Annotated in this window: 20 protein-coding genes and 2 pseudogenes; 14 read left to right on the top strand and 8 right to left on the bottom strand. The window is 69.7% G+C overall.

What is annotated here, in order from left to right; all coding sequences use genetic code 11:
* Positions 1-89: 89 nt before the first annotated feature.
* Entirely contained in the window at positions 90-1121 is a 1032-nt protein-coding gene (gene glpX / locus ABZY31_RS13780) for a class II fructose-bisphosphatase (RefSeq protein ID WP_354379662.1), read from the bottom strand.
* A gap of 225 nt (positions 1122-1346) precedes the next feature.
* On the opposite strand from glpX, the gene ABZY31_RS13775 reads away from it, so the two are divergent.
* The gene (locus tag ABZY31_RS13775; protein WP_356408988.1) at positions 1347-1865 is read left to right on the top strand and encodes a DUF4245 domain-containing protein; all 519 of its coding nucleotides are present in this window, start codon (positions 1347-1349) and stop codon (positions 1863-1865) included.
* 111 nt (positions 1866-1976) lie between these two features.
* Here ABZY31_RS13775 and ABZY31_RS13770 read toward each other — a convergent pair whose 3' ends face one another.
* From ABZY31_RS13770 to ABZY31_RS13755, 4 genes are all read right to left on the bottom strand, one after another.
* Complete coding sequence (locus tag ABZY31_RS13770) at positions 1977-2567, bottom strand: malonic semialdehyde reductase (protein WP_356408961.1); 591 nt, start codon at positions 2565-2567, stop codon at positions 1977-1979.
* Positions 2568-2693: 126 nt separating this feature from the next.
* Positions 2694-2936, bottom strand: a complete 243-nt coding sequence (locus ABZY31_RS13765) for an exodeoxyribonuclease VII small subunit (protein WP_356408958.1) — start codon at positions 2934-2936, stop codon at positions 2694-2696.
* Between the two features lie 56 nt (positions 2937-2992).
* Positions 2993-4225 (bottom strand): exodeoxyribonuclease VII large subunit, encoded by a 1233-nt coding sequence (gene xseA, locus ABZY31_RS13760; RefSeq protein ID WP_356408955.1) that lies wholly within the window; start codon positions 4223-4225, stop codon positions 2993-2995.
* 117 nt (positions 4226-4342) lie between these two features.
* The gene (locus ABZY31_RS13755) at positions 4343-5776 is read right to left on the bottom strand and encodes an APC family permease (protein ID WP_356408952.1); all 1434 of its coding nucleotides are present in this window, start codon (positions 5774-5776) and stop codon (positions 4343-4345) included.
* Positions 5777-5835: 59 nt separating this feature from the next.
* Here ABZY31_RS13755 and ABZY31_RS13750 point away from each other — a divergent pair, with 59 nt between their 5' ends.
* Together ABZY31_RS13750 and ppgK are read left to right on the top strand one after the other, a co-directional pair.
* Positions 5836-6828 carry a 4-hydroxy-3-methylbut-2-enyl diphosphate reductase gene (locus ABZY31_RS13750; protein WP_356408949.1) on the top strand — a complete coding sequence of 331 codons (993 nt, stop codon included), beginning with the start codon at positions 5836-5838 and terminating at the stop codon, positions 6826-6828.
* A gap of 58 nt (positions 6829-6886) precedes the next feature.
* Positions 6887-7633 (top strand): polyphosphate--glucose phosphotransferase, encoded by a 747-nt coding sequence (gene ppgK / locus ABZY31_RS13745; protein WP_356408946.1) that lies wholly within the window; start codon positions 6887-6889, stop codon positions 7631-7633.
* Between the two features lie 55 nt (positions 7634-7688).
* On the opposite strand, the gene ABZY31_RS13740 is transcribed toward ppgK, so the two are convergent.
* Positions 7689-8201, bottom strand: a complete 513-nt coding sequence (locus ABZY31_RS13740) for a DUF6542 domain-containing protein (protein WP_356408944.1) — start codon at positions 8199-8201, stop codon at positions 7689-7691.
* Between the two features lie 147 nt (positions 8202-8348).
* On the opposite strand from ABZY31_RS13740, the gene ychF reads away from it, so the two are divergent.
* Positions 8349-9437, top strand: coding sequence for a redox-regulated ATPase YchF (ychF, locus tag ABZY31_RS13735; protein ID WP_356408941.1), 1089 nt, complete (start codon positions 8349-8351; stop codon positions 9435-9437).
* On the opposite strand, the gene ABZY31_RS13730 is transcribed toward ychF, so the two are convergent.
* The gene (locus ABZY31_RS13730) at positions 9427-9669 is read right to left on the bottom strand and encodes a hypothetical protein (RefSeq protein ID WP_356408985.1); all 243 of its coding nucleotides are present in this window, start codon (positions 9667-9669) and stop codon (positions 9427-9429) included. The genes ychF and ABZY31_RS13730 overlap by 11 nt on opposite strands.
* A 41-nt stretch (positions 9670-9710) precedes the next feature.
* On the opposite strand from ABZY31_RS13730, the pseudogene ABZY31_RS13725 reads away from it, so the two are divergent.
* Positions 9711-9896 (top strand): annotated as a pseudogene (locus ABZY31_RS13725) (type II toxin-antitoxin system prevent-host-death family antitoxin); the annotation flags it as partial.
* Between the two features lie 23 nt (positions 9897-9919).
* On the top strand, positions 9920-10174 hold the full coding sequence (locus ABZY31_RS13720) for a Txe/YoeB family addiction module toxin (protein ID WP_356408938.1): 255 nt from the start codon (positions 9920-9922) through the stop codon (positions 10172-10174).
* Here ABZY31_RS13720 and ABZY31_RS13715 read toward each other — a convergent pair.
* Positions 10168-10762 (bottom strand): annotated as a pseudogene (locus tag ABZY31_RS13715) (Uma2 family endonuclease). The gene ABZY31_RS13720 and the pseudogene ABZY31_RS13715 overlap by 7 nt on opposite strands.
* 97 nt (positions 10763-10859) lie before the next feature.
* On the opposite strand from ABZY31_RS13715, the gene ABZY31_RS13710 reads away from it, so the two are divergent.
* The 8 genes from ABZY31_RS13710 to ABZY31_RS13675 all read left to right on the top strand — a co-directional run bounded on the left by ABZY31_RS13710 (position 10860) and on the right by ABZY31_RS13675 (position 22351).
* A complete protein-coding gene (locus ABZY31_RS13710; RefSeq protein ID WP_356408936.1) occupies positions 10860-11504 on the top strand; it encodes an RlpA-like double-psi beta-barrel domain-containing protein in 645 nt (214 codons plus the stop codon).
* A 268-nt stretch (positions 11505-11772) separates the two neighbouring features.
* Positions 11773-13056: a phosphopyruvate hydratase gene (eno, locus tag ABZY31_RS13705; protein WP_356408982.1), complete on the top strand. Its 1284-nt coding sequence runs from the start codon at positions 11773-11775 to the stop codon at positions 13054-13056.
* A 960-nt stretch (positions 13057-14016) separates the two neighbouring features.
* Positions 14017-15279, top strand: coding sequence for an ATP-grasp domain-containing protein (locus ABZY31_RS13700; RefSeq protein WP_356408933.1), 1263 nt, complete (start codon positions 14017-14019; stop codon positions 15277-15279).
* Positions 15280-15377: 98 nt separating this feature from the next.
* Positions 15378-16391, top strand: a complete 1014-nt coding sequence (locus tag ABZY31_RS13695) for an SGNH/GDSL hydrolase family protein (protein WP_356408930.1) — start codon at positions 15378-15380, stop codon at positions 16389-16391.
* 204 nt (positions 16392-16595) lie between these two features.
* Positions 16596-18725 carry an iron-containing redox enzyme family protein gene (locus ABZY31_RS13690; RefSeq protein WP_356408928.1) on the top strand — a complete coding sequence of 710 codons (2130 nt, stop codon included), beginning with the start codon at positions 16596-16598 and terminating at the stop codon, positions 18723-18725.
* Complete coding sequence (locus ABZY31_RS13685) at positions 18725-20578, top strand: carbamoyltransferase (protein ID WP_356408925.1); 1854 nt, start codon at positions 18725-18727, stop codon at positions 20576-20578. Before ABZY31_RS13690 ends, ABZY31_RS13685 begins: the two co-directional genes overlap by 1 nt.
* 208 nt (positions 20579-20786) lie before the next feature.
* Entirely contained in the window at positions 20787-21149 is a 363-nt protein-coding gene (locus ABZY31_RS13680) for a hypothetical protein (protein WP_356408922.1), read from the top strand.
* On the top strand, positions 21149-22351 hold the full coding sequence (locus ABZY31_RS13675) for a pyridoxal-phosphate dependent enzyme (RefSeq protein WP_356408919.1): 1203 nt from the start codon (positions 21149-21151) through the stop codon (positions 22349-22351). The genes ABZY31_RS13680 and ABZY31_RS13675 overlap by 1 nt, the downstream gene beginning before the upstream one ends.
* Position 22352: the final 1 nt, after the last annotated feature.

Raw genomic sequence — 22352 nt, 5'->3', positions numbered from 1 at the left:
CCCCCCCCCCCCCCCCCCCGGTACCCCCCCACCACCCCCACCCCCCCGCCCCGCGGGGGCCGCCCCTCCTTGTCCTGCCGGTCGCAGGCCTACTGGGCGCGGTCGAAGTCGATCGCGCTGTACGCCCGCAGCTTGGACAGGCGGTGGGTGGAGTCGATCTGCCGGATCGTGCCCGACTTCGAGCGCATGACCAGCGACGAGGTGGTGGCCGTCTCCGAGCGGTAGTGGACGCCGCGCAGCAGCTCGCCGTCCGTGATGCCGGTCGCGACGAAGAAGACGTTGTCGCCGGAGACCAGGTCGTTGGTGTGCAGGACGCGGTCCAGGTCGTGGCCCGCGTCGATGGCCTTCTGGCGCTCGGCCTCGTCCTTCGGCCACAGCTTGCCCTGGATGGTGCCGCCGAGGCACTTGATCGCGCAGGCCGAGATGATGCCCTCGGGAGTGCCGCCGATGCCCAGGAGCAGGTCCACGCCGGTGCCCTCGCGCACCGCCATGACCGAGCCCGCGACGTCGCCGTCCGAGATGAACTTGATGCGGGCGCCGGTCTCGCGGATCTCCTTGACGATGCCCTCGTGGCGGGGGCGGTCCAGGATGACCACGGTGACGTCCTCGACGGCCATGTTCTTGGCCTTGGCGACGCGCCGGATGTTCACCGAAACGGGTGCGTTGATGTCGACGAAGTCGGCGGCCTCGGGGCCGGTGACCAGCTTCTCCATGTAGAACACCGCGGACGGGTCGAACATGGTCCCGCGGTCGGCGGCCGCCAGGACGGCGATCGCGTTCGGCATGCCCTTGGCGTTCAGGGTGGTGCCGTCGATCGGGTCGACGGCGATGTCGACCTCGGCGCCGGTGCCGTCGCCGACCCGCTCGCCGTTGAAGAGCATGGGGGCCTCGTCCTTCTCCCCCTCGCCGATGACGACGACGCCGTTCATCGAAACGGTGGAGATCAGGGTGCGCATGGCGTTGACCGCGGCGCCGTCGGCGCCGAGCTTGTCACCGCGCCCGACCCACCGGCCCGCGGCCATGGCGGCGGCCTCGGTGACCCGGACGAGCTCCAGGGCGAGGTTGCGGTCGGGTGCCTCCGGAGAGACTTCGAGCTGGGGCGGCAGGTTGTGCTCGGTCATCGGAGCGCACCTTTCTGTACGGCGACGGCCGGAAGTGAGGGTGCTGGAACTCTATCGGTACGTCGATAAATTGAGCAGGGCGGGGCACGTATGAGCGGTATATCGGTCAGCGGATTGGCCCGAGCGGACGGTTCGCGCCCGCCGCGCACCCGGCCGCCCGGCCTCCCGGGGCGACCCTGGTGATGATCGCGTACCGCGATGCGGGACGATGGTGGCGTGGCAGGCATGAAAGGCAAGCAGACGATCTGGGACATGGTCCGGTCGCTGGCGGTCATCGGCGTGGTCGTGGGGGGCATCTACCTGGCCGTCCCGCACGACGACAAGGCCGACCCGACCGTGGTCGTGGACTACCGGATCGAGACCCTCACGGCCCGCCGCGCGGCGCCGTACCCCGTGGGCTCGCCCGTCGGGCTGGGCAAGGAGTGGCGCGCGACCTCGGTGACGTACGACCGCCGCGCCGCGAACGCCTGGCACCTGGGCCTCCTCGACCCGCGCGGCCAGTACGCGGCGGTGGAGCAGTCGAGCGACACCTCCCAGAAGTACGTGGAGAAGGTCACCCAGAAGGCCGGGGCCACCGGGGCGACGCAGCGGGTCGGCGAGCTGACCTACGAGCGCTGGGACGGCCCGAAGTACGACGCCCTGGTGCGCCGGGAGCAGGGGTACGTGACCGTGGTGACCGGCACCGGCTCCTTCGAGGAGCTGGGCGAGCTGGCCGCGGCGCTGGAGTTCAAGCAGGGCGGCTGAGGCGCGGCCGCCCGGGCGGCCGCGCCCACGACGCGCGGAAGGCCGCCCGCCCCGGGAAACCGGGGTGGGCGGCCTTCTCGCATTCTGCGGCGCGGGGGCGCGGCGCTGGGCTCAGACGGTCGTGACGACCTGGTCGAACTCCAGGCGCGGGGAGCGCGGGTACCAGGCGTTCTCGCCCGGCTTGCCGATGTTGATGACCATCAGCGGGGTGTGGTCGGCGTCCAGGAACTCCTTCTGGACACCGGCGAAGTCCAGGCCCGTCATCGGACCGGCGGCCAGACCGGCGGCGCGGATGCCGACGATGAAGTACGCGGCCTGCAGGGCCGAGTTCACCAGCGCGGACTGCTCGCGCACCGGGCGCTCGGTGAAGAAGAGGTCCGCGGCCTGCGGGAAGCCGGGGAGCAGGGCCGGCAGCTCCTCGTGGAACTCGTTGTCCGCGGAGAGGATCGCGACCAGCGGGGCGGCCAGGGTCTTGGGCTGGTTGCCCTCGGCCATGTGCTTCACCAGGCGCTGGCGGGCCTCGGGGGAGCGGACCAGCGTGATGCGCAAGGGCGTCTGGTTGAAGGCCGTCGGGCCGAACTTGACGAGGTCGTAGATCGCCTGGACCTGCTCCTCGGTCACCGGCTCGTCGGAGAACGAGTTGGCGGTACGGGCCTCGCGGAACAGGAGGTCCTGGGCGGCGGCGTCAAGAACGAGGGACATCGGAAAGCCTTCTTCCATACGAATACGGGGGTGAAGCGATGACACCGACGGTACGCCCAAGAGATTTAAATTTCAACTACTCGGGTATTGCGGTGACCGGCCTCACAGCCCCCGTCGCCGCCGCGGCTAGGCGTCGTCCCCGCCGGGGCCGCCCGCCGCGCCGTCCTCGGCGCGCTCCGCCAGCGCCGAGTCCAGCCGGGCGCGGGCGCCCTCCAGCCAGTTCCGGCAGACCTTCGCCAGGTCCTCGCCCCGCTCCCAGAGGGCCAGGGACTCCTCCAGGGAGGTGCCGCCCGCCTCCAGCTTGCGCACGACCTCGATCAGCTCGTCGCGCGCCTGCTCGTACCCCAGCGCCGTACCGGCCTCAGCCATTCCCCGCTCCGATCTTATCTGCGTGACACAACGAAAACATTGCGGGAGCGTGTCGCCTATCCGGCGTCCGCGCCGCCCCCGGCGCCCGCGACGCGGACGGTGAACTCGCCCTCCGCGACCCGCGCGCGCAGCACTTCCTCCGCCCCCAGCCCCTCCGGCGAGCGCACCACGTGCCCGTCCGCCCGCTGGAGCACCGCGTACCCCCGCTCCAGCGTCGCCGCCGGGGACAGCGCCACCACCCGGGCGCGGGTGTGCGAGAGCTCCGACTCGGCGCGGTCCAGCAGGTGGCCCAGGGTCCGCCGGGACCGCGCGAGCAGCGCGTCCAGCTCGTCCTCCCGGGTCTCCACCATCCGCTGCGGGTGGACGAACACCGGCCGGCCCAGCGCGTGCGCGAGCCCCCGCTCCTCCCGGTCGAGCAGCCCCCGCACCGCGCGCAGCCCCCGGCCCTGCAGCTGACGTACCCGCTCCAGCTCCTCGCCGACGTCCGGGACCACCTTCTTCGCGGCGTCGGTCGGCGTGGACGCCCGTACGTCGGCCACCAGGTCCAGCAGCGGCGAGTCCGGCTCGTGCCCGATCGCCGAGACCACCGGAGTGCGGGCCGCGGCCACCGTCCGGACGACCTCCTCGTCGGAGAAGGGCAGCAGGTCCTCCACGCTGCCGCCGCCGCGCGCCACGATGATCACGTCGACCCCGGGCAGCGCGTCCAGCTCCTTGACCGCCTCGATCACCTGCGGCACCGCGTGGACGCCCTGCACCGCGACGTTGCGCACCTCGAAGCGGACGGCCGGCCAGCGGCGGCGCGCGTTCTCCAGGACGTCCCGCTCGGCCGCCGAGGCCCGCCCCACCACCAGCCCGATCAGCTGCGGCAGGAACGGCAGCGGCTTCTTGCGGTCCAGCGCGAACAGGCCCTCGGAGGCCAGCGACCGCTTGAGCTTCTCCAGCCGCGCCAGCAGCTCGCCGATGCCCACGGGCCGTATCTCCGTGGCCCGCAGCGACAGCTGCCCGCGCGGCGCGTACCACTCGGGCTTGGCCAGGACCACGACCCGCGCGCCCTCGGACACGACGTCCGCCACCTCGTCGAACACCTGCCGGAAGCAGGTCACGCTCAGCGAGATGTCGTGCGACGGGTCGCGCAGCGTCAGGAACACCACCCCGGCCCCCGGCCGCCGCGAGAGCTGGGTGATCTGGCCCTCCACCCACACCTGGCCGAGGCGGTCGATCCAGCCCCCGATCAGGCGGGACACCCGACCGACGGGCAGTGGCGTCTCCGGCGATGAATTCAGACCCATGCACGCAGGCTAGCCGCCGGGACCGACAGAGCCGACGGCTCCGGCGGGTCGTGCGCCGGGTCCGTCAGGTCGGACCGGGTCGGCTCCGTCACGTCGGACCGGGTCGGCTCCGTCGGATCACGCGCCGGGTCCGGCGCCCGTGCGCCGCCCCCGCTGTGCCACCAGCACCACCAGCCCCACGGCGAGCCAGAGCGCGCCCACCCACTGGGCGGTGGGCGACGCCCCGACGATCACCGCGACCGTCACCGCCGCGCCGAGGACCGGCACCACCAGGTGCTGCCACCAGCGCGGGGCGCCCCCGGAGCGGCGTACGACGAACCAGCCGACCACGGAGGCGTGCAGCAGGGTGAAGGCCACCAGCGCCCCGACGTCCACGACGGAGACCAGGTGGTCGAGCCCGTCGTCGCGCCGGGCGGCCCAGAGCGCCGCGACCAGCGTCACGGTCGCCGCGACGAGCAGCGCCGGGCGCGGGGTGCCGCCCCAGGTGCGCGCGAGTGCCCGCGGCAGCCGCCGGTCGCGCGCCATCGCGAACAGCAGCCGGCCGGCCGCCGCCTGCCCGGCCAGCGCCGCGAAGGCCGCCCCGATCGCCTTGCTGACCGCGACGAGGTCGTGCAGCCAGGGCCCCACGGCCGACTCGGCGGTGGTGTAGAACGCCGGGCCCTGGAGCGCCGGCTCCGCCGCCAGCTCGGCGGCGGACACCGGGGTCAGCAGCGCCGCCAGATAGGTCTGGGCGATGAAGAGCACGCCGGTCAGGGCCAGGCAGAAGAGCACCGCCCGCGCGACCTTCGCGCTCCCGCCCGTCACCTCCTCCGCGAAGGAGGCGATCGCGTCGAACCCCAGGTAGGACAGGACCGCCACCGACACCGCCCCGACCACCGCCCCGAGCGAGAAGCCGAGCGAGCCGTCCCCGGTCAGCGGGGAGAGCCAGCCGCGCCGCGCGCCGTCCTGGACCAGTGCGGTCACGGCGGCGACCAGGAACACCAGCAGGACCAGGATCTCCAGGGCCAGCACGGCGAAGCCGACGCGCGCCGCCGCCCGTACGCCCCACAGGTTCAGCAGCGTGGTGATCACCACGGCCAGCGCCGTCCACACCCAGCGCGACACCTCGGGCACCAGCGCGTTCATCGCGATCCCCGAGAAGAGGTACGCCACCGCCGGGATCAGCAGGTAGTCGAGCATCGCCATCCACCCGGCGATCAGCCCCGCCCCCTCGCCCAGGCCCTTGCGGGCGTAGGTGAAGACCGAACCGGCCTGCGGCGCGACCCGCACCATCTGCGCGTACGAGAAGGCCGTGAAGGCCATCGCGACGGTGGCCGCGAGGTAGACCAGGGCCACGGCGCCGTGCGACTTCGCGTCGAGGGTGCCGAAGATGCCGACCGGGGCCATCGGCGCGATGAAGAGCAGGCCGTAGACGACCAGGTCGCGGAAGCCCAGACTGCGCCGCAGCCGCCCCTCGGGGGCGCCGTCGGGCGCCGGGCCGGCCTCCGCGGCGGCATCCGTATCGCGATCCGTACCGGACACCATCCGCCCTCCGAGCGACGCTGTGGACACGCTTTCGGTCCAGTCTCTGCCGAACGGGCGACGTCCGGCCTGTTGGACACCCCCGTACGATGGACGCCATGACTGCTGCCGCTTCCCGCCGTGTCCTCCTCGCCGCCCCGCGCGGCTACTGCGCGGGCGTCGACCGCGCCGTGATCGCCGTCGAGAAGGCGCTGGAGCAGTACGGCGCCCCGGTCTACGTCCGGCACGAGATCGTCCACAACAAGTACGTCGTCCAGACGCTGGAGAAGAAGGGCGCCGTCTTCGTCGAGCGGACCGAGGAGGTCCCCGAGGGCTCCATCGTGATGTTCTCGGCGCACGGCGTGGCCCCCGTCGTCCACGACGAGGCCGCCGAGCGCAAGCTCGCGACGATCGACGCGACCTGCCCCCTGGTCACCAAGGTGCACAAGGAAGCCGTCCGGTACGCGAACGAGGACTTCGACATCCTCCTCATCGGCCACGAGGGCCACGAAGAGGTCATCGGCACCTCCGGCGAGGCCCCGGACCACATCACGATCGTCGACGGCCCCGAGGACGTCGCCAAGGTCACCGTCCGCGACGAGTCCAAGGTCGTCTGGCTGTCGCAGACCACGCTCTCCGTCGACGAGACGATGGAGACGGTCGACGCGCTGAAGACCAAGTTCCCGCTGCTGGTCTCGCCGCCGAGCGACGACATCTGCTACGCGACCTCGAACCGGCAGGCCGCCGTCAAGGTGATGGGCGCCGACTCCGACCTCGTCATCGTCGTCGGCTCGAAGAACTCCTCGAACTCGATCCGGCTGGTCGAGGTCGCCCTGGACGCGGGCGCGGGCGCCGCGCACCTCGTGGACTTCGCGAGCGAGATCGACGAGGCCTGGCTGGAGGGCGTCACCACGGTCGGCCTGACCTCGGGCGCCTCGGTGCCGGAGGTCCTGGTCGAGGAAGTGCTGGAGTGGCTCGCGCAGCGGGGCTACGCCGACGTGGAGATCGTCAAGACGGCCGAGGAGTCGATCGTCTTCTCGCTGCCGAAGGAGCTGCGCCGCGACCTGCGCACCGAGGCCGCGAACCTGCTCGCGGGCGGCTAGCCGCCCCCCTGGGCCGGGTCACCTCACCCCGCCGCGCTGTTTTTCGTACGGTGGGTCCATGCAGATCTTCGGTGTGGACATCGGCGGTTCCGGGATCAAGGGCGCTCCCGTGGACCTTGACCGCGGCGACCTGGCGCAGGAGCGCCACAAAGTACTGACACCGCATCCGGCCACTCCCGACGGGGTGGCCGGATGCGTCGCGGAGGTCGTACGGCACTTCGACTGGAGCGGCCCGGTCGGCGTCACCTTCCCAGGGGTCGTGACCGGCGGCATCACGCGCTCGGCCGCCAACGTGGACGAGGGCTGGGTCGGCCTGGACGCCGCGAAACTGCTCTCGGAACGCCTGGACGGCCTCCCGGTCACGGTCCTGAACGACGCGGACGCGGCGGGCGTCGCGGAGATGACGTACGGAGCGGGCCGCGGCCGCGGCGGTACGGTCATCCTCCTGACCCTGGGCACGGGCATCGGCAGCGCCCTCTTCACGGACGGCCACCTGGTCCCCAACAGCGAACTGGGCCACCTGGAACTGCGCGGTCACGACGCGGAGAGCCGCGCCTCGGTGAAGGCCAAGGAGGACGGCGACCTCAGCTGGGAACGCTGGGCCCACCGGCTGCAGAGGTACCTGGCCCACGTGGAGATGCTGTTCTCGCCGGACCTCTTCATCCTCGGCGGCGGCGTGAGCCGCAAGCCGGAGAAGTTCCTGCCGCTGATCGAGGGCATCCGCGCGGAGATCGTCCCCGCGACCCTCCAGAACAACGCGGGGATCGTGGGCGCGGCGATGGCGGCGCGGCCCGCCTCGTCGTGAGGGGGCGCGGTCTGCTCACGTGAGGGGGCGGGTCGGGCTGTGCGGCGGGGCTTCGTCAGGCGACGCGGCGGGGCGGGGTGCGCCGCCGTCCGATGAGCACGGCCTTGCGCACCACCGCGATCAGAGCGGCGATCAGGGTCCCGGCGTACAGCCACCCGGCGTGCAGGGACAGCGCCGTGACCACGCCCATCAGCTGACCGCCGAAGCCGCCGGAGCCGCCCGCGAGGGGCCAGACCCCGGCGGTGAAGGCGATCGGGGCGGCGATCGGCGCGGTGACCAGGTCGGCGGGGCGCACCCAGAGCGCGGTCGCGGCGGCGACGGGCAGGAAGAGCAGCCCGTACCCGAGGAACGACGCGTCGAAGAGCAGCCAGTCGATCCCGGAGGCCAGCACCATCGCGGCGCAGGCGAAGAGCCCGCCGCCGAGCCCGGTCAGCCGGGGCCGCGGCAGCCGCCGGGCCACCCGGGGGCCGGGCCGCGGTCCGGGCCGGGGCCCGCCGGCCTGCGGGGGTACGGCGGCGGGCCGCCGCGCCGCCGCCGGCTGTCGCTGCGGGTGATATGCCGATCGCATCCTGTCTCGCTCCACTGGACCAAGCTAGGCGGCGCGGGCCCCGGACGGGTGCCTGGACACGCGTACATCCACCGGCGCGCATCGGAAAGTAAACTGTCCGATGGCCCGTACCCGGGCCAGCCCCCTCCACTACGGGAAGTCGCCAACGTGTCGCTCACGATCGGAATCGTCGGCCTGCCGAATGTCGGCAAGTCGACCCTTTTCAACGCCCTGACCAAGAACGACGTGCTGGCGGCCAACTACCCGTTCGCCACCATCGAGCCGAACGTCGGCGTCGTCGGCGTCCCGGACGCCCGCCTCGCCGTCCTGGCGGGCATCTTCGGTTCCCAGAAGGTCATCCCGGCGACCGTCGACTTCGTCGACATCGCGGGCATCGTGCGCGGCGCCTCGGAGGGCGAGGGCCTCGGCAACAAGTTCCTCGCGAACATCCGCGAGTCCGACGCGATCTGCCAGGTCATCCGCGCCTTCGCCGACGAGAACGTCGTCCACGTCGACGGCAAGGTCTCGCCGAAGGACGACATCGAGACGATCAACACCGAGCTGATCCTCGCCGACCTCCAGTCGATCGAGAAGGCGGTGCCGCGCCTGACGAAGGAGTCCCGCCTCCAGAAGGAGAAGGTCGCGGTCCTCGGCGCGGTCGAGAAGGCCCAGAAGATCCTGGAAGCGGGCGACACCCTCTTCTCGCACGGCATCACCAAGGGCACGGAGCAGGGCGACCTCCTCCACGAGCTGCACCTGCTGACCGTCAAGCCGTTCCTCTACGTCTTCAACGTGGACGAGGACGAGCTGACGGACGACGCCTTCAAGGCGGAGCAGAGCGCGCTGGTCGCCCCCGCCGAGGCGATCTTCCTGAACGCCAAGCTGGAGGCGGAGCTGATCGAACTGGACGACGAGGAAGCCCTCGAACTCCTCCAGTCGGTCGGCCAGGAAGAGCCGGGCATGGCCACCCTGGGCCGCGTCGGCTTCACGACCCTGGGCCTCCAGACCTACCTGACGGCCGGCCCGAAGGAAACCCGCGCCTGGACGATCAAGAAGGGCGCCACCGCCCCCGAGGCGGCCGGCGTGATCCACACGGACTTCCAGCGCGGCTTCATCAAGGCCGAGGTCATCTCCTTCGCGGACCTGGTCGAATGCGGCTCGGTCGCCGAAGCCCGCGCCAAGGGCAAGGCCCGCATGGAGGGCAAGGACTACGTCATGCAGGACGGCGACGTGGTGGAGTTCCGCTTCAACGTGTAGTCGGTCGTGCAGATCGGAAGGGGCCGGACTCTGGCGAGTCCGGCCCCTTCGTCATGGACGGCCAGATCACCAGCTCCCCGTCGTCGAGCGTGTGGACGACGCGGTAGTCGCCGCCCGTGCGCAGGCGGCGGCGCTCGGGCTGCGAGACGAGTGCGGTGGTGTTGAAGCCGAAGGGGTCGGTCTCCAGCTCGGTCAGCTCGGCAAGGATGCGCAGAGCCATGTCGCGAGGGATCTTCCGGAGCTCGGCCTGTGCCTCCGGGCGGAAGACGGTTCGAGGCCATCGAGATCGTCTCGAAGCACGGCAACGCCGTGCTCGTCTCGGCCGAGGACTATGCGGCGCTGCGCGAGGGCTCGTACTTGCTGCGCTCACCGGCGAACGCCCGTCGGCTGCTCAAGGCGTACGAGAATGCCCTGGCCAACATCAACGTGTCGGAGCGCGAGCTGATCGATCCGGACTAGGCGGACGCAGGTGCGGGTGCCGCGTGAGGCTTGTCTTCGAGGATCAGGGCTGGGAGGACTACGCGTCCTGGCTGAAGAACGACCGCAAGATGCTCGTCCGGATCAACAAGCTCATCGAGGACGTCAAGTGTGACCCGTTCTCAGGGATCGGCAAGCCGGAACCCTTGAAGTACCACCTGCCCGGGGTGGGGTCGCGGCGGATCGACGACGAGCACCGCCTCGTCTACCTGGTGACGGACAAGGAAATCGTCCTCCTGGCCGCCCGGTACCACTACTGATCGCCGAGACTGCTTCGGGGCGGTGTGAGCTTGTCGAGGTCCAGGCTGATCTCGAAGGGAACGGGGCGCTGGAGGGTGCCGCGGAAGATCCCGGCGGGGGCGTAGGCGCGGGTGGGTAGGTCGAGTTCGTAGACGTGGACGACGGGTGCGCCGTGCTCGTCCTCGACGCACCAGTAGTGCGGGATGCCGGCCTCCGCGTACTTGCGGAGCTTTACCGTGCGATCGCGATGGGCGGACTCGGGGGAGACGACCTCGACGACGAGCTGGACGTTCTCGGGGGCGAACCAGGTGCGGTCGGGATCGTAGGGCACGTCGGCGAGCAGGAGATCCGGCTCAGGGCGGTTCCGGGCATCGAGGCGGATCGTCATGTCGCGCTCGACCTCGAAGCCGGACGGCGCCTGCGCCATGAGCGTGGTGGTCAGGGCGGTGACGAGGCGGCCGTGCCAAGACCTCTGGGGGCCACAGCGTGAAGACGAGGGCTCCGTCGATCAGCTCGGTGTGGCGGGGAGCCTCGGGGAGGCGGTCGAGGTCCTCCGCGAACCAGCCTTCCGCGCGCGGCGGGCGCATCCAGTCGGGCAGTGTGGTCATGGCCGCACGGTAGCGGCCCGCAGCTTACGCTGGGGGTGATCATCGAGCGTTGACCGGACGTTAGGGGAGTGTTAGCAGCGTTCGTCATCGTGGCGCGATGAGAGCAAGAATCGCCATCACTGCGGCCACGGCCGTCCTGGCCGTGGGTTCCGCCGCCCTGGTCACCATCGCCACCGCCTCCGCCTCGGAGGACACCGGCGCCGTCGTCGCCGCGCCGAGTACCACGGGGCAGCCCGTGGAGCCCACCTCCACCGCTTCCGCCTCCGCCTCCGCGGAGGAGACCCGCGCCGTCGTCGCCGCGCCGAGTTCCACGGAGCGGCCCGTGGAGCCCACCTCCACCCCCACCGCACCGCCCGGTTCCACCGTCGCCCCGGACCCCGGCGTCTCGACGACCCCTCCCGCTCCGGGCAAGCCGGTGAGGCCGCCCAAGGGCAACTTCACCGGAATGGCGGGCTGGTTCCAGCCGGACGGCGTCGCCGGGGCGTGCGGGGAGCGCATCGGGGACGACGACATGTCCGTCGCCCTCGACCACAGGGTGTTCGAATCCGGGGGACACGGCCGCAACGCCTACTGCGGGCTGAAGGTCGTCGTCACGTACAAGGGCAAGTCGGTGACCGTGCGGGTGGTCGACGCGGCTCCCACCACGCCGAAGAACGGCCTCGACCTGACGCCCCGCGCCTTCTCGGCCCTCGCCCCCAGGGACGGCGGCGACATCAAGGTCACCTGGCACTTCGCGAAGTAGGGGCTCCGGCTGGGAAGCGGGAGATCCCCCGCGTGAAAGGAAATTGGCGCGCTTCCGAGGGGGGTCGGCTGCGCTCCATGGCTATTCCCTGAACGCCTGGTGGCGGTTTGTGTGCTTCACAGGTGCCCGAGGGGTGAGACGGGGGCGTGGGAAGATGTCAACATCCGAATCAACGGGCGTGGCTTTCATGGGGGATTGGTTTTTATGTCCGAGAAGTCTTGGACATAAGCGAAGGCTCCGTGGCGCCGATCAGTAATGAAGGAGCATGATGACTGCGATTACCCGAGTTGTCGGACGCGAAGTCTTGGACAGCAGGGGCAACCCGACCGTCGAGGTGGATGTCCTCCTGGAGGACGGGTCGGTGGGCCGTGCGGCGGTTCCCTCCGGGGCGTCGACCGGCGCCAACGAGGCCGTCGAACTCCGTGACGGTGACGCTTCCCGCTTCCACGGCAAGGGCGTTCGCACGGCGGTCGAAGCGGTCAACGGCGTCATAGCGGACTCCCTCGTGGGGGTCGAGGCGGAGAACCAGGCGCTGGTCGACGAGGTGATGATCGCGCTCGACGGCACCCCCAACAAGGGGAAGCTGGGCGCGAACGCCATCCTCGGCGTCTCGCTCGCCACCGTGAAGGCGGCGGCCGCGGCGCACCGCGTGCCGCTGTACCGCTACGTCGGGGGGTCGGGCGCCCGCCTGCTGCCCGTGCCGATGATGAACATCATCAACGGTGGCGCGCACGCCAACAACGCCCTGGACTTCCAGGAGTTCATGATCGCGCCGATCGGCGCGGAGAACTTCTTCGAGGCCGTGCGGATGGGCTCCGAGGTCTTCCACACCCTGCGCACGTCGCTCTCCGACGCCGGCCACAGCACCGGGGTGGGCGACGAGGGCGGTTTCGCCCCGAACCTGCGCACCTCCGACGAGGCGCTGCAGTTCGTCGTGGACGCCATCGAGAAGTCCGGGTACACGCCCGGCGAGGACATCACCCTGGTCATGGACCCGGCGACGTCCGAGTTCTACAAGGACGGTTTCTACGACTACGCGGGCGAGGGCAAGAAGCGCTCCGTGGAGGAGCACGCGCAGTACCTCGCGGACCTGGTCTCCCGCTACCCGATCTCCTCGATCGAGGACGCCATGGCGGAGGACGACTTCGAGGGCTGGAAGCTGCTGATGCAGGTGCTGGGCGACAAGTGCCAGCTCACCGGCGACGACGTGTTCTGCACCAACGTGGACCGGCTGAACGACGGCATCCGCGACGGGATCGCCAACTCCATCCTGGTGAAGGTGAACCAGATCGGTTCGCTCACCGAGACCCTCACCACCGTGGACACCGCCCACAAGGCGGGCTACACGGTCGTCATGTCGCACCGTTCCGGCGAGACCGAGGACACCACCATCGCGGACCTGGCGGTCGCGACGGGCTGCGGCCAGATCAAGACGGGTTCCCTGTCCCGTTCGGACCGTACGGCCAAGTACAACCAGCTCATCCGTATCGAGGAGGAGCTGGGCGGCCAGGCCCTCTACGCGGGCCGGTCGGCGCTGTACGTCCGTTCCTGATCCGTTCGAGCAATGCGCCGGGCCCTGCGAAGGGTCCGGCGCATTTCGTTTTGTGCCGTAGGACACGTGTCCGCCGAGGAGATGTCGCCAAGGGTTCATCCTCGTGCAGAGGTGCTGATTTTCCACTGAGCGTCAGTTTCCGTTCAGTGCGCGGGAGTTGCGTATTCGCGACCCCCGAAAACAACGTTGTCATGATGCGCTTCCTTTCACCCGGACAGACCTGCCCGCAAGGAAGTTGAGGGGTTGCAGGGGGAGTCGGCGAGCGGCCTGTTCCCGCCGGTACCCGCTCGGCCGGCGGGTCTGGGATGATCCCGGCCCGCTCCGCCCCTGCCCGGCCCGCCCCGGGGGTCCGTGGGCGGCCCCGCCGGGCGGTCCCGTACCCGGTCGTCGCCGAGCCCGCTGCCGCCTTCGCCGCAGGTGGAAGGCGTGCGGGGCGCTGCCGCTCCGCGAAGGAGGACCGGTGGTGAACACCCCTGTGCACAAGGCCAATCCGGGGAATTACGGATGGAAAATTACTCGGCGCTCAAACCGCCCCAGATGGGGAAAATTTTGGCCGCCGCAACCTTCACACATCTCGCCCTTGAATGCCCCTACTTGACAGACTCCGTCCCCAACCTCCGTGACGCGAGCCGTCGTTCGCCATGGCGCGAACGTGTGGTTAGATTGCGAACGTTCAGCGATCTTGCATGCACTGAAAGCGGACAGGGGGGATAAAAGTTTTGAATGGTTGCGATCAGGGATACATGCTGATCTGCGGAGTCCGGGAGCCGGCCAGACCGATTTTCCCCGCCGCCCGCCCCGGTCAAAGGCGACCGCGTGTGCCGAAAGGGCGTCCCGAGCGGAGATCGTCCGCCATCGGCCCGCAATCCTGAGAGACCCCGGGCACAGCTCGGTGCGGAGTTCCTCCTGGTATGCCCGGCCGCAGCTGTCTTGTCCTCGCGATGCATGGAAAGACAAAGAATGAGCATTCTTATACTCCACACATCCAACGCGAGCCGCCGCACCCACCTGGCACGTGCCGCGAAATATGCGAAAGACCACGGCGAGCGCCTTCTGCTGATCGTGAAGAACCCCACGTGGGAGTCCGAATTCGCGGATGTCGTCCTGCCGGTGGACACCTCGGACATCGAGGCCACGGTTTCCGCGGTCCGTGAACTCGCCGCATCGGAACCGGAACCGATTCGCGCCGTGGCGGCCTTCGTCGGCCACAGCGTGCCGGCCGCCGCGGCGGTGGCGGCCGAGCTGGGATTGCCCTTCATCGGCGAACACGCGGCCCGTACGGTGCGCGACAAGTACGCGATGCGCCGGGCCTTCGGCGCGGAGAACGTCCCGCAGCCCGCCTACGGCCTCGCGAGGACCCTGGAAGAGGCGCTGACGGAATCCGCGCGCATCGGCTTCCCCCTCGTGCTGAAACCGCTCGTCGACAACGACACCGGCTACCTGCGCCGGGTGGACGACATCGACGAACTCACCGAGCACTTCGCCACCATCCAGCGGGGCGCGTGGGCCGGAATCGAGAACAATCCGCTCTACGCGTGGGTCGTGAGCGCCTACTCCGGCGCGGTCCTCCTGGAGGAATACCTGCCCGGGGCGGAGATCAGCGTCGAGTCGATCGTCGTGGACGGCCGGGCGCGGGTGATCGCCATCCACGACAAGCCGCTCCCCTCGACCGGCCCCTACTTCGCGGACGTGCACTACACCACCCCCAGTCGGCTTCCGGCACAAGTGCAGCAGCGCGTCACCGAACTCGTCGAGGCGGCCCACCGGGCCATCGGCGTGACCACGGGCGCCACGCACACGGAATTCCGGATCCAGGACGACGGCACTCCGAAGATCCTGGAGACCGCGGCGCGCATCGGGGGCGGCCCGGTCTACCAGTCGGTCCTGCTGAGCACCGGTGTCGACCTCGTGTCCGCGGTCCTGGACGTCGCCTCCGGCCGCACGCCGGACCTCACGCCCCGCCCCGAGCCGGTCCCGACCGGGTTCTACCTGTTCTTCGCGGAGAGGGCCGGAAGGATCAGCGCGATCACCGGGGTGCGGGAAGCCGAACTCGACCCCAGTGTGCACGAACTCGCCGTCTACCGCACGGTCGGCGACGCCGTCGACGTGCCCCCGCGGGTCTGGCAGTCGCACGGCCACGTCCTCTTCACCGCCGACAGCGACGACGCGCTCGCGCGGACGTACGACGGACTCGTGAAATCGATCCGCCTCGAACTCGAATAATTTTCCCGCACGTTCCGGCGCGTTCCTGCACGTGCCCGCACACCCTGCATATTCCTGCACATTTTCGACGAAGGTCTCGTATGGCCTGAGGAGCACCTGTGAGTATCCGCACCGAGCTGGCACCGTACCTGCGGGGCTACGAGGAGAAGTTCACGAGCAAGGGGGAGATACGCTGGCTTCCGCACCTGCTGTATTTCCACCCGCAGTCCTACAGCTCGGACGTGGTGAACACCGATTCCGTAGGTTTTCGGTACGCCACCCACGGAGACCGCAGCTATTCGGCGGCCGACCACCATGATTCCGAGTCGGTACGCCTGCTGGCGGGCAGTTCGACCGTCTTCGGCATCGGCGCCAGTTCGGACGCCTGGACGCTGCCTTCGCGGCTGAACGTCCACGACCCCCGCGACCAGACCTGGCTGAACTTCGGCGGCCGCAGCTTCAACTCCACGCAGGAGCTGCTGCTGCTCACCCTCTACCGCCACCTGCTCCCCAAGGTGGACGAGATCGTGCTGTTCTCCGGTTTCAACAACCTGAGCCTGGCGCGGATGCCGCAGGTCAGGAACGAGGACCACGGCACGTTCTTCCAGTACAACATGTACAACGAAATGCTCGGACGGCATAAAGAACCCAAGGCCGCCGGCCCGTCGGTGAAGAACCTGTTCCGCAAGAAGCAGGAACCCGCCGCGGTCGCCGAGCCGGTGGTGCCCAGCATCACCGAGCAGATCGATTACGCCGCCGAACTCACGATCCGGCACCTGGACGCCTGGAAGGCGCTCGCCTCCACCTGGGACGCGAAGATCACCTACATTCTCCAGCCCCTGTCCGGCTGGGTGCGGGACAAGGGCAGCCGGGAAGAGGAACTCATCTTCGACGAGCTCGAACGCATGGGTGGCTTCGCCGCGATGTACGGCGACATCCTGAGCCGCGAAGTGAACGTGGAATACGCGGCGAAGCTGGAGCAGGGGGCGAAGAACCTCGGCATCGACTTCGTCAATTTCAGCCCGGTCATGACGCAATCGGCTGCCGCGGACGACTGGTTGTTCATCGACCGGATCCACCTCACCGACAACGGTCATGACTTCGTGGCCCGCAAGATCCTGGAAAACATCTAGCGAAAGGTTTTCGCATGTCGTTCATCAAGTCCATCATCAGCCGGATCTTCGGGCGGAAGAACAAGCCCAAGAAGACGGACACCTCGATCTATCCCATGTTCTAGGATCGGCCGAACACAGCAAGGGCATTTAATGTGGCGTGAGACGTACCGCCGGTGTGTCGACCCGGAACTGTTTCTGGGCAGCACCACGATTCGCACACTCATGGCCGAGGTCGCATCCGACGATCCCGAGGCCACCCCTCCAAACCTGTCCGACACGCTCGACGCGGTGCGGGCATGGGCGGACGAACAGTCCGGCGCCTACCGGGAACTGGCCGCCACGGCCGGCCGTTCCGGCTCATCGGCGGCCCTGGCGCACGCCGTGCTCAGGCAGTCCGCCCCGCTCGCCTCGACGCTCGGGGCGTGGCTCCAGGGGATGAGCGCACCAGGCGTCTTCGAGGACGAGGTCCACCTGCGGATCCTCGCCCTGTTCGCCGACGACATCGGCGTCGGCGGGCCCCGGTCGTCGCGCTTCGACGCCTTCAAGATGCTCGCGACGCGGTACGGCCGGCCCGAACTGGCCGTGGAAGCGGCCGAACTGGCCGCCGAACGGCAGATCCGGGACCACATGTTCGCCCTGCCCGCGACCCTGTTCGCGCTCACCCGGCGCAGCGACGCGTTCGCGCCGCTGCTCGCGGGGATCGACCTGGTCATGCGGACGGCCGGGGCACTGCCCTGCTGGTCCGTGCTCGGCCCGGACGGCGGCGACGGCGGCGATGACCGCAGCGGCGGCCGCGACGCCGGCAGTGACGGCGCGCGCAGCGAACGGGCGCGCCTGGACCTGGCGCGGTCCACCGGCGCGACCGACGTCTGCGAGCCCCTGGAGGTCTCGCGCGGCATCGCCGAGAAGTTCTGCGCGGCGGGACCCGACGCGCGCGGCGCGGTGGAGCGCGGTGCGGCCTGGATGCTGAACGCCCTGCGCGCGTGGGACCGGCTGCTGCTGGACGAGGCCGCGGCCGCGCTGGATCCCCGGCGGGCGATGGAGCAGCTGATCCGGGAGCGCGCCCGGGAGGGCGCCGTCTACCACCAGGACTTCCCGATGGGCGACGGCACGCTCTCCGAGCTGCTGGAGCGCGCGCAGTCCGACCCCGCTCCGCTGCTGCGCGAGCTGGCGGCGACCCGCATGGTCAAGCCCGGGCGCGCGGAGCGCAGTTCGCTGGTGAACGGCCTGATCGGTCCGAAGGGGCCGATGTTCCGGGTCTTCTCGCCCGACGACGTCGAGATCATCTCGAAGTGGATCGACTCGCTCGCCGACACCGAACCGCGGCCCGCGCTGCCCCCGGCCGCCCCGGCCCCGCGGGTCCAGGACCTCGACGCCCTCGAAGCGGCCGGCACCCCCGAGGACGGGGTGGCGCCCGGTGACATCCGCGAGGCGTACTTCGTCCTGCAGGGCCGGGCGCTGGCTCCGGCCACCCGCGCGTTCGCCCTGCGCTACGTGAAGCGCTGGCTGGCCCGGGCGAAGCTGTCGGTGGGGCGTACGGACCGGTCGCTGCCGGAGAGCTGGACGTCGGCCGGTCTGCGGCCCTGGCTGCTGGACAAGCACGACAAGCACGGCGCCGAGTTCGAGACCAGCAGGTCGAACGGGATGCCCAGCCGCGAGGAGGTCATCGACTCCACGCTGCAACTGGCGCCGCTGACGCTGATCGACGGCTCCTGGTTGCAGGGGTTCACCGATGCCGGGCTCGCCACCACACGGTTCGGCTTCCCCCTGTTCGAGACCTACTGGGACGAACTGGGCAACGGCGACATCGAGATCAACCATCCCAAGATCTACCGCGACGTCCTGCGCGAAATGGGCATCGAGCTGGCCCCGACCGGCAGTAGGGAGTTCGCCTACGACACCCGGTTCCGGGAGGAATCGCTCGAAAGGCCGGTCTACTGGCTGTGCCTCGGGAAGCTGCCGCACACGTTCCTGCCGGAAATCCTCGGCATGAACCTGGCCATGGAACTCTCCGGGGTCGGCGGGAGCTACCGCACGGCGCGGACGTTCCTGAAGCACTACGGCTTCTCCACGCATTTCGTCGACCTGCACAACACGATCGACAACGTGTCCACGGGCCATTCGGCCTGGGCCGCCGACGCGATCGACACGCACATGCGCACGGTGGCGAAGCTGTCGGGCCCGGCCGAGTCCGCCGCCGAATGGGAGCGGGTCCGGGTCGGCTACGAGTCACTCGCCCCGCTGCCGTCCAGATTCGCCGATCTCATCGGCAACCGATTCCAGAAAACGCTGTGGAAACCTCGATCGCAAGGCCGGTCGCTGTTCCATCACACACCGGTGGGGGTGTCCTGATGTCCGTATATACACTGGGAATTTCGGCCTATTACCACGACAGCGCGGCCGCGCTGGTACGCGACGGCGTCGTCGTGGCCGCCGCGCAGCAGGAACGATTCAGCCGCATCCGGCACGATCCGGCGTTCCCGAGCGCCGCGATCGCCTACTGCCTCGACCACGCCGGCATCTCCCTGGCCGACCTCGACGCGGTCGTGTACTACGAGGACCCGTCCCTGAAGTTCGGGCGCGTACTGTCCTCCTTCGCCAGCGCCGGCCCGCGCGGGATCGGCCCGTTCTCGGCCGTGCTCCCCGAGTGGCTGAGCTGGAAGCGCAACGTCCTGGAGCGGGTGAACTCCGAACTGGACGCGCTGGGACGCGGCGCCGCGCCGCGCGCCGTCGCCTCGCAGCACCACCGCTCGCACGCGGCGTCGGCGTTCTACCCCTCGCCGTTCGAGAACGCGGCCGTGCTCACCATCGACGGCGTGGGCGAATGGCAGACCACCACGATCTGGCACGGGCGCGGCAACTCGCTCGAACTGGTCAACTCGGTCTCCTACCCGCACTCCGTGGGCATGCTGTACTCGGCGTTCACCTACTACTGCGGTTTCAAGGTCGACTCCGGCGAGTACAAGCTGATGGGCCTGGCGCCCTACGGCGAGCCGAAGTACGCGGACCTCATCCGCCGCGAGCTGGTGAACCTGCGCCCCGACGGCTCGTTCACGCTCAACATGAAGTACTTCGAGTTCCACCAGGGAACGCGCATGGTGGGACGCGGCTTCGAGGAGCTGTTCGGCGCCCCGATCCGGGACGCGGAGAGCGAACTGGAGCAGCGGCACTGCGACCTGGCGGCCTCCGTGCAGGTGGTCACCGAGGAGATCGTGCTCGGGCTCGCGCGCGCCGCGGTGGAGCAGACCGGCGAGCGCTCGCTCGTCATGGCCGGCGGCGTCGCGCTGAACTGCGTCGCCAACGGGGTGCTGAGCCGCTCCGGCATCGTCGACCGGATGTGGATCCAGCCGGCCGCCGGTGACGCGGGATGCGCGCTGGGCGCCGCACTGGACCACTCGATCGCGACGCACGGCCGGCCGCACCTCGCCGACGGCGGCGGCAACGGCGGCGGCGACGGCATGTCCGGCGCGCTGCTCGGACCGGGCTTCTCCGACGAGGAGATCGAGCGGTTCCTCACGGAGAACGGCTACGTCTTCCGGTCGTACGGGCAGGACAAGCTGTACGACGAGGTCGCGACCCACCTGGCCGACGGCGCCGTGGTGGGCTGGTTCCAGGGGCGCATGGAGTTCGGTCCGCGGGCGCTCGGCGCGCGGTCGATCATCGGTGATCCGCGCGATCTGGAAATGCAGAAGCGGATGAACCTCAAGATCAAGTTCCGCGAGTCCTTCCGCCCGTTCGCGCCCGCCGTGCTGGCCGAGGACGCCGGGGACTACTTCGGCCTCGTCGGCGACAGCCCGTACATGCTGGTCGTCGCCGAAGTCGCGGACCGCATCAAGACCGAGGCGGCGCTGCGGCCCGGCGGCCCCAGCCGCGGCCTGGGCAGCCTGGGCGAGATCCGCTCCGAACTGCCCGCGATCACCCACGTGGACCTCTCGGCGCGGGTGCAGACCGTCACCGAGCGCGACAACGCGCCCTTCGCGAAGCTGCTGAGCGCCTTCAAGGCGGCCACCGGCTGCCCGGTCCTGGTGAACACCTCGTTCAACGTGCGCGGCGAACCCATCGTGCACACCCCCGAGGACGCCTACCGCTGCTTCATGCGCACCGGGATGGACGTGCTCGTCCTGGGCGGCCACGTGCTGCACAAGGACGACCAGCCGCCCTTCGCCGAAGCCGTCGACTGGCGCGACGAGATTCCGCTCGACTGAAAAGGACCGGCCCCATGCGCATTGCAGCAGCCCTGGCATTCGTCACGGTATTCGTTCCGATCTCGCTGTACCGGCGCGTCACCGCGTCGAGCCGGTTCGGTTCCCGTTTCCATCACGGTCCCTCGGCGTGGGACCAGCCGAGTACGAGGAAGCAGTAAGCGATTTGTTCTCCAGCAGAGAATCATTGCAGCTCCATTGGATTGCGGTCATGGACCACACCCGTTACGATCGCGCCATAAAGCCGTCGAAATGGGAAACGCGGTGCATCCGCGCAGGCGAGGTCCACGAGTTCATCAACGTGGGACCCGGCCCTGAATTTCCCGTCGATCACGTCGAATATTACGGCTTCGCCGCTTTCGACACATCGGGCGTACTTGCCGTCGGGGACGAACTGATTTGCGCCGGGCGTACGCTCGGAACCATCAGCGGATTCGACGAGACGCACATGCCGAATCATTACAACATCCTTGTCGAGGGACCCGTTCTCCGAAATGGCCACGCGCTCGGGCTGACTGCCGGAACGGCCATCGCCACGCGTCCGCGAGAAGACAAGGGTTCGGGGGAATCTTAATGTTCGACTATCAGAAGCTCTACGCCAACCGCGCGCTGGCCGACGGCCCGCTGCACCTGTGCCTCGACTGCGAGAAGGAAGCGGACGCCCGGACGAACCGGTGTTCCGCGTGCAAGGGTGCGATCGAGGTGCTGTACCCCCTCGACCGCGCGGAGATCCGCCCGTTCGACGAGGACCCCAACCCGCTCCGGCGCTACAAGGACGTCCTCCCCGTCGCGGACGAGGAGAACCTCACCTGGCTGGGCGAGGGCAACACGCCCTGCACCAGCGTGCCCCCGCTCGCCCGGCTGCTGGGCGTCCGGTCCGTGCACATCAAGGACGAGTCGCGCAATCCCACGCGCTCGACCAAGGACCGCATCGCGTCCGCCACGCTGAGCCGCTTCAAGGGCATCGGCGTGGACGAGTTCGTCATGGCGTCCACCGGGAACAGCTCGACCGCCTACGCGAACGCCATGAACCTGGTCCGCGACTTCAAGCTGCACATCTTCGTGGGCGAGCAGTTCGCCTACCGCCTCAACTACGCGGACCACCCGCGCATCACCACGCACGCCGTCGCCGACACCTTCGTCGGCGCGGGCGCGGCGGCCCAGAAGTTCGCCAAGGCGAACGGCTACTACTGGGAGGGCGGCTTCTTCAACTACGCCCGCCGCGAAGGCCTCAAGATGTCCTACATCGAGGCGTACCAGCAGATGCCGACCGCTCCCACGCACGTCTTCCAGGCCATCAGCAGCGGCATGGGCCTGCTGGGCGGCTACAAGGGCGCCGTCGAACTCCACCGCATCGGCCTCATGGACAACCTCCCCGCCTTCATCGGCGTACAGGAGGAGAGCTGCTCCCCGATGGTCAGCGCCTGGAACGCGGGTCGCGCCACGGTCGCCGAGGAGGACATCGTCGCCAACCCCAACGGACTGGCGCACGCCATCCAGCGGGGCGACCCGACGAACACCTACCCCTACATGCGCGCCATGTGCCTGAACACCAACGGCGCCCTGGTCGCGGCCCGCACGACCGACATGCACATGGCCAAGGGCCTCCTGGAGTCCCTCGGCTTCGACGCCTGCTACGCGGCGGCCGCCTGCCTCGCCGGCGCCATGCGCAGCGCCCAGGAAGGGTCGCTCGACGCGGACAGCGACCTGCTGATCGTCCTCACGGGAGCGGAGCGCCCGCTGCTCCCCACCCCCTCGAACATCCTGGCCTCCTGAT

The organism is Streptomyces sp. NPDC006529 (genome assembly GCF_040611795.1).
In the GTDB taxonomy this organism is placed as follows: domain Bacteria; phylum Actinomycetota; class Actinomycetes; order Streptomycetales; family Streptomycetaceae; genus Streptomyces.
This window is presented reverse-complemented; position numbering and strand designations above follow the sequence as displayed.